Annotated in this window: 10 protein-coding genes and 1 tRNA gene; 6 read left to right on the plus strand and 5 right to left on the minus strand. The window is 73.5% G+C overall.

What is annotated here, in order from left to right:
• The first annotated feature begins 6 nt into the window (after window positions 1–6).
• Window positions 7–2520, plus strand: a complete 2514-nt coding sequence (locus FB382_RS18335; protein WP_182541106.1) for a cation-translocating P-type ATPase — start codon at window positions 7–9, stop codon at window positions 2518–2520.
• A 6-nt stretch (window positions 2521–2526) separates the two neighbouring features.
• Here the strand turns inward: FB382_RS18335 and FB382_RS18340 are convergent, their stop codons facing one another.
• Together FB382_RS18340 and FB382_RS18345 are read right to left on the minus strand one after the other, a co-directional pair.
• Window positions 2527–3048: a gamma carbonic anhydrase family protein gene (locus FB382_RS18340; RefSeq protein ID WP_125036799.1), complete on the minus strand. Its 522-nt coding sequence runs from the start codon at window positions 3046–3048 to the stop codon at window positions 2527–2529.
• A 65-nt stretch (window positions 3049–3113) separates the two neighbouring features.
• Entirely contained in the window at window positions 3114–4577 is a 1464-nt protein-coding gene (locus FB382_RS18345) for a GH32 C-terminal domain-containing protein (RefSeq protein WP_220481415.1), read from the minus strand.
• 131 nt (window positions 4578–4708) lie between these two features.
• On the opposite strand from FB382_RS18345, the gene FB382_RS18350 reads away from it, so the two are divergent.
• Window positions 4709–5812 (plus strand): alkaline phosphatase family protein, encoded by a 1104-nt coding sequence (locus tag FB382_RS18350; protein WP_182541107.1) that lies wholly within the window; start codon window positions 4709–4711, stop codon window positions 5810–5812.
• A gap of 30 nt (window positions 5813–5842) precedes the next feature.
• On the plus strand, window positions 5843–6475 hold the full coding sequence (locus tag FB382_RS18355; protein WP_182541108.1) for a class I SAM-dependent methyltransferase: 633 nt from the start codon (window positions 5843–5845) through the stop codon (window positions 6473–6475).
• Between the two features lie 40 nt (window positions 6476–6515).
• Here the strand turns inward: FB382_RS18355 and FB382_RS18360 are convergent.
• Window positions 6516–6605: transfer RNA gene (locus FB382_RS18360), tRNA-Ser, on the minus strand.
• A gap of 151 nt (window positions 6606–6756) precedes the next feature.
• Between FB382_RS18360 and FB382_RS18365 the strand changes: the two genes are divergently transcribed.
• From FB382_RS18365 to FB382_RS18375, 3 genes are all read left to right on the plus strand, one after another.
• Complete coding sequence (locus FB382_RS18365; RefSeq protein ID WP_182541109.1) at window positions 6757–7971, plus strand: helix-turn-helix domain-containing protein; 1215 nt, start codon at window positions 6757–6759, stop codon at window positions 7969–7971.
• Window positions 7972–8041: 70 nt separating this feature from the next.
• On the plus strand, window positions 8042–9565 hold the full coding sequence (exaC, locus tag FB382_RS18370; protein ID WP_182541110.1) for an acetaldehyde dehydrogenase ExaC: 1524 nt from the start codon (window positions 8042–8044) through the stop codon (window positions 9563–9565).
• Window positions 9565–9912 (plus strand): DUF779 domain-containing protein, encoded by a 348-nt coding sequence (locus FB382_RS18375; RefSeq protein ID WP_182541111.1) that lies wholly within the window; start codon window positions 9565–9567, stop codon window positions 9910–9912. The genes exaC and FB382_RS18375 overlap by 1 nt, the downstream gene beginning before the upstream one ends.
• On the opposite strand, the gene FB382_RS18380 is transcribed toward FB382_RS18375, so the two are convergent.
• Window positions 9909–11150 carry an alpha-hydroxy acid oxidase gene (locus FB382_RS18380; protein WP_182541112.1) on the minus strand — a complete coding sequence of 414 codons (1242 nt, stop codon included), beginning with the start codon at window positions 11148–11150 and terminating at the stop codon, window positions 9909–9911. The two genes, FB382_RS18375 and FB382_RS18380, sit on opposite strands and share 4 nt — an antisense overlap.
• Window positions 11151–11402: 252 nt before the next feature.
• Complete coding sequence (locus FB382_RS22995; protein ID WP_182541113.1) at window positions 11403–12818, minus strand: glycosyltransferase; 1416 nt, start codon at window positions 12816–12818, stop codon at window positions 11403–11405.
• Window positions 12819–12838 lie beyond the last annotated feature (20 nt).

Here is a 12838-nt window from a genome sequence, read left to right on the forward strand (position 1 = left end):
CCCGCCATGCCTCCCCTGATCCGTGGCGCCTCGGGGCTGACCTCGGAGGAGGCCGCCCGCCGACTCGCCGAGGTCGGCCCGAACAGCCTGCCCCGGCCGCCGCGGGTGGGGCCGTTCGGCCGCATCCTGGCGCAGTTGCGCGACCCGATGATCCTGCTGCTGCTCGCGGCGGGCGTCGTCACCGTGGTGGTCAGCGACGCGACCGACGCGCTGGTGATCGCCCTGGTCGTGGTCGTCAACACGGCGGTCGGGGTCACCCAGGACCTGCGCGCGGACCGGGCGATCGCCGAGCTCGACCAGCTCACGGCGCCGGTGGCCGAGGTGGTGCGCGACGGCCGCCGGCTCGAGGTCCCGGCGGCCGAGGTCGTGCCCGGTGACGTGGTCCGGCTGGACGCGGGCGGGATCGTCCCCGCCGACCTGCGGCTGCTCGAGGTGGCGGCGCTGAGCATCGACGAGTCGGCGATGACCGGCGAGTCCCAGCCGGTCGACCGGGACGTCGGCGAGGAGCTCCTCGCCGGGACGGTCGCGACCCGCGGGCGGGCGGTCGGCGAGGTGCTGCGGACCGGTGCCGACAGCGGGCTCGGCCGGATCGCCGGGCTGATCAGCACCGCCCGGGTCCGGGACACCCCCCTGCAGCGCCGGCTGCGGCGGCTCTCCCGCGACCTCGTGGTGGCGGTGCTGGCGATCGGCGTCGTCGTGGTGGTGCTCGGCCTGCTGCGGGGCGAGCCGCTCGTCCAGACCTCGATCCTCGCGGTCAGCCTCGCCGTCGCGGCGGTGCCCGAGTCGCTGCCCGCGGTGGTCACGATCTCGCTCGCGCTGGGCGCGCACCGGATGGCCCAGCGGCACGCGCTGGTCCGGCACCTGCCGGCCGTCGAGACCCTCGGCTCGGTGACGGTCCTGGCCTCGGACAAGACCGGCACGCTGACCGAGGGACGGATGGTCGCCGGGGCCGTGTGGGTGCCGCCCGGTCACCGGTACGACGTCTCCGGCAGCGGCTACGCGCCCCACGGCGACGTGGTCGCCGACGGCCATGCCGCCCCACCGGCCGCCCTCGAGCGGCTGGTCCGCGACGCCGTGCTGTGCAACGACGCCCGGCTCGTCGAGCCGGCCGCCGACGGCGAGGCGTGGGGCGCCGCCGGCGACACCCTCGAGGCGGCGCTGCTGGTCCTGGCCGCGAAGGCCGGGGCCCGGCCCGAGGACGTCCACCGGGCGTGGCCGCGCGCCGGCGAGGTGCCCTTCGAGGCAACCCGCGGGTGGATGGCCACGACGCACCGGGCGGCCGCGGGTCCGGGGGCGCTCCGGGTCTGCAAGGGCGCACCCGAGGCGGTGCTGGACCTGGTCGACCCGCCCGAGCCGCTGCGCGGGACGGTCGCCGCGGAGACCACCCGGCTGGCCGAGCAGGGCTTCCGGGTGATCGCCCTCGCCGACGCCACGTCGTACGACGGAGCCCCGACGGACGACCAGCCGCTCGAGCTGGTGGGGCTCGTCGGCATCGCCGACCCGCCCCGCGCGGTGTCCCGCGAGGTCGTCGCGGCCTGCCACGCCGCCGGCATCGCCGTCGTCCTGGTGACCGGGGACCACCCGGTCACGGCCGGCGCGATCGCCGGGCGACTCGGCATCACCGACGAGGGCTCGACCACGGTCACCGGCGCGGACCTCGCGGCCGGAGCGGGCCAGGACGCGCTCGGCGTGGCCCGCGTCTTCGCCCGCATCCGCCCGGAGCAGAAGGTGCAGATCGTGCAGGCCCTCCAGGAGCGCGGCGAGGTCGTGGCGATGACCGGGGACGGTGTGAACGACGCGCCCGCACTGCGCAACGCCGACATCGGGGTGGCCATGGGCCGGGGCGGGACCGAGGTGGCGCGGCAGGCGGCCGACCTGGTGCTCGCCGACGACGACCTGCGCACGGTCGTGGCCGCGGTCGAGGAGGGGCGACGGATCTACACCAACATCCGCAACTTCCTGCGGTACGCCGTCTCCGGCGGCCTGGCCGAGGTCGTGGTCGTGGTCCTCGGCCCCTTCTTCGGCATGGCGCTGCCGCTGCTGCCGGCCCAGATCCTGTGGATCAACATGCTCACCCACGGTCTGCCCGGGGTCGCGTTCGGCGCCGAGCCGGTGGTCGGGTCGGCGATGAAGCGTCCGCCCCGCCCGCCGGACGAGTCGGTGCTGGGCGCCGGTCTCGCGCTGCAGATCGGTTGGGTCGGCGCCACGATCGGGGCGCTCAGCCTGCTGTCCGGCCTGGCCGCCGACCGTGCGGGCTGGGACGTGCAGACGACGATCTTCCTGACGCTGGGCGCCGCCCAGCTCGCGGTCGCGCTGGCCCTGCGCGCCCCCGGCCACCGCGGGGAGCGGCGGGCGCTGGACATCGCGGTCGCCGGCGCGGCGGTGCTCCAGATCGGCGGTGTCTACCTGCCGCCGCTGCACCGGCTGCTCGGCACGGAGGCGCTGCCGCTCCCCGCCCTCGCCGTGGCGGTCGCCCTGGCGCTCGTCCCGGGGATCGCGGTCCGGCTGCGCCGGGGATAGTCGGGGCTAGTCCGCCAGCGACGCCGCGTGGCGCTTGGCGAGCTCCTGGTAGTACGGCGGGTTGGTCTCGACCCAGAACTCCGAGGACGTGCCCTCGATCGGCTTGGTCGGCTTGCAGGGGATGCCCGCCGCGACGACCCCCGGCGGGATCTCGGCGCCCGGCGTCACGACGGACCCGGCGGCGACCAGCGAGCCGGCGCCGATCTTCGCGTGGTCGAGCAGCGTGCTGCCGTTGCCGACCAGGGCCTTCTCGCCGACCTCGGCACAGTGCACGACGCAGCCGTGTCCGACGGTCGCGTCCGGCCCGACGACGAGGGTCTCGCCCGGCGCCGCGTGCAGCACGGAGTTGTCCTGGATGTTCGACCCCTCACGGATCACGATCGTGCAGATGTCGGCGCGGATGACCGCGCCGTACCAGACGCTGGCGCCCTGCTCGACGGTCACGTCGCCGATCAGGGTGGCGGTGGGGGCCACGAACGCGTCGGGATGGACCGTGGGGCGCTTGCCCTCGAACTCGTACAGGAACACGGGCTCCGCCTCGCTGGGTTGGGGTCTGGTGGGGCCATTCCACACCAACCGCCGGGGCGCCCCGGTCAGCGGGCGCGGGCGAGCGGGGTGTGGGAGAGCTCGACGACGCGGGTGGTCCCGCCGGTCGACACGCACGCGAGACCCGTGGCCGCCGCGTCGGGCAGCACCAGCTGGGTCAGGCAGGCAGTGCCGCCCTGCGCGAAGACCTCGACCGAGCACCGGTCGACCCAGACCTCCAGGCGCAGCCGGCCGTCGGCCAGGGCGACCGGCGCCGTGTCGACGGCGGCGAAGGCCGGGCTGAACGCGGTCTCGCCGGACGCCGTCCGGTCCAGGGAGAGCAGACCGGCGGCCGGGTCGTAACGCAGCCGGGTCGCCGCGCCCGGACCGACGCAGAGGTCGAGCCCGAAGTCCCGGGCGTCCCCGTGCTCGAACGTCACGTCGAGCCGGTAGCGCTCGCCGGCGGGCAGCGTGCGCTCCCCCTCGAGGTCGTACGCCGCCCACGCGGTCGCCGTGCCCTCGAGGACGGCGAGCTCGGGGACGGGCCGTTGCACCAGGGTCACCGCCCCCTCGACGGTGCGCAGCGACAGCTCGCGCGGCAGCGCCATCGCGCCGCGCCAGGGCGTGGTGGGCATGTCGTGGGCGTAGGCCCAGTTGCCCATCCAGCCGATCGTGACCCGCCGGTCGTCGGGGGCGTTGTCATAGCTGACGGCCGCGTAGTGGTCGTGGCCCCAGTCGAGCCAGCGTCGCTCGCGGACCGGCGCGTCCACGGCGTCGGCGGCGGTGTCGGCCGCGGTGAAGGTCGTGCCGTCGAAGTCGCCGAGGAACCACCGGGTCCCGGACCCGCCGGCCACCCCGCCAGGGTTGACGCTGACGACCAGCACCCAGCGGCGGTCGGCCGGGTCGCCGTCGACCGGCAGGGCGAACAGGTCGGGGCACTCCCAGAAGTCCTCGGGACCGGTGCCGGGGCCGAACGTGCTGAGCAGCGTCCAGTGCCGCAGGTCGTCGGAGCGGTGCAGCAGCACCAGCCGCTGGTCGGCCTCGACCGCGACCATCACCCAGTGGCCGGTGTCCTCGCCGGTCGCGTGCCAGAACACCTTCGGGTCGCGGAACTCCGTCGACGCGCGGTCGAGCACCGGGTTGCCGGCGTACGGCGTCCAGGTCGCGCCACCGTCGAGGCTGTGCGCCAGCGACTGCGCCTGCCGGTCGGCGTACACGCTGGTGAAGACGGCCACGAGGGGCGGCGTCGTGCCGTCGCCGAGCCCCGAGGTGTCGTGGGCGTCGACGACGGCCGAGCCGGAGTAGATGAGCTCGGACTCGCTGGCGCGCAGGGCCACCGGGTGCTCGGTCCAGTGCACGAGGTCGGGGCTCGAGGCGTGCCCCCAGCTGACGTGCCCGAACTCGTTGGCCTCGGGGTTGTGCTGGAAGAACAGGTGCCAGGTGCCGTCGTGGTGGACCAGTCCGTTGGGGTCGTTCATCCAGTGGCGGGCCGGCGTGAAGTGGAAGCCGGGCCGGAAGTCGTCCTCGGTCACCGCCGCAGTCTGTCGGCCCCGCCGGTCACCGACCAGCCCCCGTCCAGAAGCGGTCGTTTGGGACCCGTCCCTCCGGGGAACGGTCCCCGCGATCGGGGGGATCAGTCCGAGCACAGGAGCACCCACCCGACATGCGTTTCTCGAGCCGCACCGTCCTCGCCGCCATCGCCCTGGCCGCGCCCGCCCTGGCCGCCGCGGGCCACCTCCCCGGGGGCACGCCCCCGGCCGAGGCCGCCGCCGCCAACCCGCCCGTCGGCCACGTCTTCGTGGTCAACCTGGAGAACAAGGGCTACGACCAGACGTTCGGGCCCGGCTCGCCCGCGCCGTACCTCAGCTCGGAGCTCCGCAGCCAGGGCCAGCTGCTCACCCACTACTACGGCACCGCGCACAACAGCCTGCCCAACTACCTCGCCCAGATCAGCGGCCAGGGGCCCAACCCGCAGACCCAGGGCGACTGCCAGACCTACTCCGACTTCGTGCAGACCGCGACGGTGGCGCCGGGCCAGGCGGTCGGCCAGGGCTGCGTCTACCCCACGTCCGTGACGACCGTGGCCGACCAGCTGACCACCGCCGGGCTGACGTGGCGCGGCTACATGGAGGACATGGGGACGCCCTGCCGGCACCCCGCCGCCAACGCGGCCGACGACACCCAGAAGGCCGAGGTCGGCGACCAGTACGCCGCCCGGCACAACCCCTTCGTCTACTTCAAGAGCATCACGTCCTCGCCGTCGTGCGCGCAGAACGACGTGGACCTCGCGCAGCTCCCGGGCGACCTGGCCTCGACCGCGACGACCGCCAACCTGACCTACATCACGCCCAACCTCTGCAACGACGGCCACGACAGCCCCTGCGTCGACGGCCGCCCGGGCGGCCTGGCCACGGCCGACCAGTGGCTGCGCACCTGGATCCCGCGGATCCTCGCGTCGCCGGCCTACCAGCAGGACGGCCTGCTGGTCGTCACCTTCGACGAGGCCGACACCGGGAGCCCGTCCGGCGCCGACGCGTGCTGCGGCGAGGGCCCCGGCCCCAACTCGCCGATGCCCGGCATCTACGGCATGGGCGGCGGCCGCACCGGCGCGGTGCTGGTCTCGCCGTTCATCACGCCCGGCTCGACCAACGACACGGCGTACAACCACTACGGCCTGCTGCGCACCATCGAGGACACCTTCGGCCTGGCGCCGCTGGGCTACGCGCAGAACGCCACGGGCTTCGGCAGCGACGTGTACGCCGGGTAGCGGCCCGCCCCCGGCTGGCAGGCTGGGCGCATGACCCACGAGTTCGACAAGGCGTACTGGGAGACGCACTGGCAGGAGGCCGAGTCGGGCGCCGCGATCCCGCCCAACCCGTGGCTGGTCGCCGAGACCGCGGACCTCGCCCCGGGCACGGCCCTGGACGCCGGCTGCGGCGAGGGCGCCGAGGCGGTCTGGCTGGCCGCGCAGGGCTGGCGGGTCACCGCCGCCGACATCTCCGTGGAGGTGCTCGCCCGGGCGGCGGCGCGGACGGGCGACGCCGGTGCGGGGATCGACTGGGTCGAGGCGGACCTCGGCACGTGGACCCCGGACACGGCGTACGACCTCGTCACCACCCACTACGCCCACCCGGCGATCCCGCAGCTCGCGTTCTACGCGCGGATCGCGGAGTGGGTCGCCCCCGGCGGCACGCTGTTGGTCGTCGGGCACCTGGCGTCCGCCGAGGCCGGGCACGGCCACGGGCACGGACACGGGCACGGCCACCAGCCGCCCGCGGAGGCCACGGCGACTGCCGAGCGCGTCGCCGCCCTGCTCGACGCCGACCGGTGGGAGGTCGTGACCGCCGGGGAGCCCACCCGCAGGCTCACCGACCGCGGCAGCGGCGCGGCCACCCTGCACGACGTCGTCGTCCGGGCGCGGCGGAAATGACACGAGGACCGGACCCCATCGGGATCCGGTCCTCGTCACATGGCGGTGGCGGTGGGATTTGAACCCACGGTGGGTTTGACCCCACACATCATTTCGAGTGATGCACCTTCGGCCGCTCGGACACGCCACCGCGGGAGAGATTACCGGAGCACTCCCGGCGGGTGAAATCGGGCTGCGGACCCACCCGGGTGGGGCGATGCAACGTTGTTGCAACCTCCGGCGGGTGACCCTGCCCGGGAGACGTCCATCACACGGAACCATTCACGAGGTGCGGCCCGGCCATGTCTACTGACCTCATGACCCGTCGCGGCATGCGAGCCGAGGTGGCCGAGTCGTGGCAGCGATCGGCGGCTGCCGGCGTGTCCACCGACCGGGTCGACGCCCCCGTCATCCTGGCCTCCGACGAGCTCCGCGACCTCCGCGAGGCGCATCCGCTGGCCCGGGTCTTCCCGCTGCTCGACGACGTCCTCGGCCAGGCGGTCCGCGACTGCGACGCGATGATGGCGATCTCCGACGCCGCCGGCCACCTGCTGTGGGTGTGCGGCACGCCGGCGACGCTGCGCGAGGCCGAGAAGATCGGCTTCGTCGAGGGCAGCAACTGGGACGAGCGGCTGGCCGGCACCAACGCCCCCGGCCTCGCGCTCGCGCTCGACCAGCCCGTCACGATCACCCGCGCCGAGCACTTCCGCGCCAGCGTCCAGCCGTGGAGCTGCGCGGCGACGCCGATCCACGACCCGCGTACGGCGCAGCTGCTGGGCGTCCTTGACGTCACCGGCGGCGACCGGGTGGTGGTCCCCCAGACCATGGCGATGGTGCGGGCGGCCGCCCGGCTGGCCGAGGCCGAGCTCGCCCGTGAGGTGCTGACGACGACCGGTCCGCGGACCGGGTCACCCCACGGCGTACGCGTCCTGCTGGAGTCGCTCGGCCGGACCGAGTCGCTGCTCACCGTCGACGACGGGCGCGGGCACGTGCGCACCGTCCGGCTGACCCCGCGGCACAGCGAGATCCTGCTGCTGCTCGCGGCCGCGCCGCGCGGGCTGTCGGGCGACGAGCTGGCCGTGCTGCTCTACGAGGACGACGGCGCCTCCTCGACGTTGCGCGCCGAGCTCAACCGGCTGCGCCACCTGCTCGGCGAGGAGCTGCTCGCGTCGCGGCCCTACCGGCTGGCCGCCGGACTGACGGGTGACTGGCTGGCCGTCGAGGCCCAGCTGGCCGCGGGCGACCTGCGCGGGGCGATGCGCACCTATTGCGGACCGCTGCTGCCGCGCTCGACGGCACCCGGCGTCGTACGCCTCCGCGAGGAGCTGGAGGGCTCGATCCGCCATGCCCTGCTGGCCAGCCGCGAGCCCGACCTGATGTCGGCGTGGACGCGGTCGGCCTGGGGACGCGACGACTACGACATGTGGCAGGCCCAGCGCGCGGTCGTCGCGCCGACCTCTCCCCTGCGGCCGCTGGTCGACGGCCAGATCGCGCGCCTGGACCGCGAGCTCGTGTAGTCCGCAACGTCCGCGCAACGTGCCGCGGGCTGTGCTGTGACTCCAGTCACCCGAGACCCAGGAGCACCCGATGACCGTCTACGCACCGCCCGGACAGCCCGACTCGCTCGTCACTCTCCAGAGCCGCTACGGCCACTACATCGGTGGCGAGTGGGTCGAGCCGATCAAGGGCGACTGGTTCGAGAACATCTCGCCCGTCAACGGCAAGCCGTTCACCGAGATCGCACGCGGCACCGCCGAGGACATCGAGGCCGCCCTCGATGCCGCGCACGCCGCCTTCCCCTCGTGGGGTCGTACGTCGACCACCACGCGCTCGAACATCCTGCTGGCGATCGCGGACCGGCTGGAGGCGAACCTCCCGATGCTGGCGGTCGCCGAGACGTGGGAGAACGGCAAGCCGGTCCGCGAGACCCTGGCCGCCGACCTGCCGCTGGCCGTCGACCACTTCCGCTACTTCGCCGGCTGCCTGCGCGCCCAGGAGGGCAGCATCGGCGAGGTCGACGGCGACACGATGGCCTACCACTTCCACGAGCCGCTGGGTGTCGTCGGCCAGATCATCCCGTGGAACTTCCCGATCCTGATGGCCGTGTGGAAGCTCGCGCCCGCGCTCGCCGCCGGCAACTGCGTCGTGCTCAAGCCGGCCGAGCAGACCCCGTGGTCGATCCTCAAGGTGATGGAGCTGATCGGCGACCTGCTGCCCGCCGGTGTGCTCAACGTCGTCAACGGCTTCGGCGTGGAGGCGGGCAAGCCGCTCGCGTCGTCCTCGCGCGTCGCCAAGGTCGCCTTCACCGGCGAGACCACGACCGGGCGGCTGATCATGCAGTACGCCAGCCAGAACATCATCCCGGTGACCCTCGAGCTCGGCGGCAAGAGCCCGAACATCTTCTTCGACTCGGTCGCCGCCGAGCGGGACGCCTTCTACGACAAGGCCCTCGAGGGCTTCGCGATGTTCGCGCTCAACCAGGGCGAGGTCTGCACGTGCCCGTCGCGGGCGCTGGTGCAGCGGTCGATGTACTCGGAGTTCGTCGGCGACGCCGTCACCCGCGTGGAGAAGATCATCCAGGGCAACCCGCTCGACGACGCCACGATGATCGGCGCCCAGGCGTCCAACGACCAGCTCGAGAAGATCCTGTCCTACATCGACATCGGCAAGCAGGAGGGCGCGAAGATCCTCACCGGTGGCGAGCGCACCGTGCTCGAGGGCGACCTGGCCGGCGGCTACTACGTGCAGCCGACGATCTTCGAGGGCGACAACTCGATGCGGATCTTCCAGGAGGAGATCTTCGGGCCGGTCGTGTCGCTGACGTCCTTCGACGACGAGGCCGACGCACTCAAGATCGCCAACGACACCCTCTACGGCCTCGGCGCCGGCGTCTGGTCGCGCGACGGGTCGCAGGCCTTCCGCGCCGGCCGCGAGATCAAGGCCGGCCGGGTCTGGACGAACTGCTACCACGCCTACCCCGCGCACGCGGCGTTCGGCGGCTACAAGCAGTCCGGCATCGGCCGCGAGACGCACAAGATGATGCTCGACCACTACCAGCAGACCAAGAACCTGCTGGTGTCCTACAGCCCGGACGCTCTCGGCTTCTTCTGATGGGCGACCGGGTCGACATCTCCGGTGAGGCGGCGGCGCTCGTCCGCCGCCTCACAGAGGCCCACGGGCCGGTCATGTTCCACCAGTCCGGCGGCTGCTGCGACGGGTCGGCGCCGATGTGCTACCCCGACGGCGACTTCCTGACCGGCGACGCGGACGTGCACCTCGGCTCACTCGATGTCGGGCTGGAGCGGTCCGTGCCGGTGTGGATGTCGGCGTCGCAGCACGAGTACTGGTCGCACACCCACCTCACCATCGACGTGGTCCCCGGCCGCGGCGCGGGCTTCTCGCTGGAGGCGCCGTACGGCGTGCGGTTCCTGGTCCGCTCGCGGCTGATGGACGCCTAGAGCGGGCGCGGGCCGAGCCGGGCCAGCTGCGTGACGTGGCCCGGCTCGAGCTCGTCGAGGGTGCTGACGCCGAGCAGCCTCATGGTCCGCTCGACCTGGCCGCGGAGGATCTCGATCGCCCGGTCGACGCCGGGCCGACCGCCGGCCATCAGCCCGTAGAGGTAGGCCCGGCCGATCAGCGTGAAGTGGGCGCCGTGCGCGACCGCGGCGACGATGTCCTGGCCGGACATGATCCCGGTGTCGAGGTGCACCTCGAGTTCGCTCCCCACCTCCTTGACCACCTGCGGCAGCAGGTGGAAGGGGATCGGCGCGCGGTCGAGCTGGCGGCCGCCGTGGTTGGACAGCACGATCGCGTCGACGCCGGCGTCCGCGAGGCGGCGGGCGTCGGCGGCGGTCTGGACGCCCTTGACCGAGACCTTGCCGGGCCACTGGTCGCGGATCCAGGCGAGGTCCTCATAGGTCACGGTCGGATCGAACATCGTGTCCAGCAGGTCCGCGACCGTGCCCGACCACGAGTCGAGCGAGGCGAAGGCCAGCGGCTCGGTGGTCAGGAAGTTGATCCACCAGGCCGGCCGCGGGATCGCGTTGGCGACCGTGCGCGGGGTCAGGGTGGGCGGGATCGTCATGCCGTTGCGTACGTCGCGGAGCCGGGCGCCCGCGACGGGCACGTCGACCGTGACGAGCAGCGTGTCGTAGCCCGCCTTGGCCGCCCGGTCGACCAGCGCCATCGAGCGGTCGCGGTCCTTCCACATGTAGAGCTGGAACCAGTTGCGGCCGCCCGACGACGCTGGATTGGCGGCGGCCACGTCCTCGATCGACGTGGTCCCCATCGTGGACAGGGAGAACGGGATGCCCGCGGCGCCGGCCGCGGTCGCGCCGGCGATCTCGCCCTCGGCCTGCATCATCCGCGTGAAGCCGGTCGGCGCGATGCCGAAGGGCAGCGCGCTCGGGGCACCCAGCACCTCCCGCGAGGTGTCCACGTGCGAGACGTCGCGCAGGATCGCGGGGTTGAACTGCACGTCGGCGAAGGCCTCCCGCGCCCGGGCCAGCGACACCTCGCCGTCGGCGGCGCCGTCGGTGTAGTCGAAGGCCGGCTTGGGCGTACGCCGCTTGGCGATCCGGCGCAGGTCCTCGATCGTCAGCGCGGAGGCGAGCCGCCGCTCCCGTGGCGAGAGGGTCGGCTTCTTGAACGTGAGCAGGGGCGCCAGGTCGCGTCGCTTGGGCAGCTGCCGCTTCATGCGATGACTCCATCATGGTGCGGGAACGCGCGCGACTCCGCGGCGTCCTGGTCGAGACCGCTGCGGGGTTCGAGCCAGTCGACCATCGTCGTCGAGGCTTGCTGGGAGCGGGGGGTCCGCTCGTGGGCGCCCGATCCGAGCGTCCGGCGCCCTCGGCCTGGCAGACGTCCGCGGACCGGGAGTGCTCCGACCCGCCCTGCCCACGCGCGGAACCAGCCAGTCGTGATGCGGGGCATCGGCGGGCGCGATGCCTCAGACGAGGAGGGTCCCGAAGAGGTCGGCGTACGCCTCCAGGTGGCGGTCGCCGAGGAAGCGCTCGTGCACCGTGGCACGTGCGGCGTTGCCGAGCCCGGCCGCGAGATCGGGCTGCTCGAGCAGGCGGGCCAGGGCGCGCCCCAGGGCGTCGAGGTCGTGGGGGTCCTCGAGCAGGAGCCCGTTCTCCCCGTCGACGATCTGGTCCTGGATGCCGCCGATGGCCGAGGCCACCACCGGCCGGGCCTTCCACATGGCCTCCGTGACGGTCAGCCCGAACCCCTCGACCAGGCTCTTCTGCACGACCACCGAGGCGCGGCGCTGCAGGGCGTTGACGAGGTGGGCGTTCTCGTCGACGTCGTCCATCGACAGGCAGACCAGGTGCACGCGGCTCTGCTCCTCGCGAGCCAGGCCGTCCCACCGGCTCCGGCACTCCGCCAGCACGCCCGCTCCCTCGGGGTCGTCCGAGACGCCGGACACCTCGGGTCCGACCAGGAGGAGGTGTACGTCGCCGGGGAGACCCGCGTCGGCGAATCCCTGCATGACGCCGGTCATGTCCTTGAGGCGGTCCCACCGGCTGATCTGCACCACGAGCCGGGCCTCGCACGGGATCGTGCCCCCGGTGAGGTCGAGGCCCCGATGCGGCCGCGTGGTCCCGACGGTGCCGTTGCGCTTGGTGAACGTGAGGGCTCGGGGGTCACGGGCCCCGCCGAGCAGCCCGGCGTAACCGAGCGTCGCCTCCGCGTCGGCGTCGGAGAGCGGGGCGTTCTTGGCGCTGAACGGGTCGATCGAGGGCGTGATGATGTGCACCTTCTCCGACGCCATCCACCGGGGGACGTAGTTGCGGCGCGAGAAGACGAACGCGTCGGCCGCCTCGATGAGCGGCCGCAGGAACGCCCAGCCCAGGTCGGTCAGCGCGTTGGGGGTGTCGCGACCGATGTGGCACCGCCAGACCACCTTCGCCCCGGTCTCGCGCAGCGGCGTCACCATCGCCGCGGTCTGCGGATCGTGGAGCAGGACGACGTCGTCCGGCTTCACCAGGGTCGCCATGTCCGCGAGGTCGGGCCGCAGTGCCTCCGCGACCACGGCGTGCTCCGCGGCGCCGAGCTCTCCCCCGTCCCCCGGCTCCCCGTGCAGCACGTTGTGCAGGCGCTTGGTGATCGCGAAGAACTCCGGGCTCCCCGACAGCACCAGCCACCGGGTGTCGATGCCGACCCCGCGTGCGTTGGCCAGCAGCGTCTGCAGCATCTCCGCCACGCCGCCGCCGTGGGCGGTCGCGTTGACGTTCCAGACGACGCGGCCCCCGAGGAGCTCGCGCGCACCGGCAGCCACCGCATCGAACTGGTCTTTGCGCTCGCGCGAGAGCAGCCCAGTGAGGCGGTCCACGTCCGCGGGGGCGATCTGAATCTCGTGCACGACCCTCAGCGTCCACCCAT

The organism is Nocardioides ginsengisegetis (assembly GCF_014138045.1).
Classification (GTDB): Bacteria; Actinomycetota; Actinomycetes; order Propionibacteriales; family Nocardioidaceae; genus Nocardioides; species Nocardioides ginsengisegetis.